We start from the raw sequence: 263 nt of genomic DNA on the forward strand, positions 1-263 counted from the left end.
GCCTCGCCCTGCCGCGACAGATAGTCCGTGACGCTGCGCGCCCGGTTCACCGACAAAGTCTGGTTGTGCGCCAGCGTGCCCGTGCTGTCCGTGTGGCCCACCACCCTGGCGCCCCGCTCGGGATGCTGGTTGAGCGAGCGCGCCACGCTGTCCAGCACCGGCAGCAGCGCCGGCTTGAGGGTAGTCTTGTCGGTACCGAACGACACGTTGCTCGGAATGTTGACCTGCAGGCTGCCATCCGGCATCTCGACCACGTCAATGCC

The 263-nt window shown here is 67.3% G+C and carries 1 protein-coding gene; it reads right to left on the reverse strand.

Going from position 1 to position 263, the window contains the following annotated elements; all coding sequences use genetic code 11:
- Nucleotides 1–263, reverse strand: a 263-nt coding sequence (locus tag ACRHNM_RS17070) for an OmpA family protein (RefSeq protein WP_431137827.1), incomplete at both ends; no start/stop codon positions are given.

This window comes from Psychroserpens mesophilus, assembly GCF_050617655.1.
In the GTDB taxonomy this organism is placed as follows: domain Bacteria; phylum Bacteroidota; class Bacteroidia; order Flavobacteriales; family Flavobacteriaceae; genus Psychroserpens; species Psychroserpens mesophilus_A.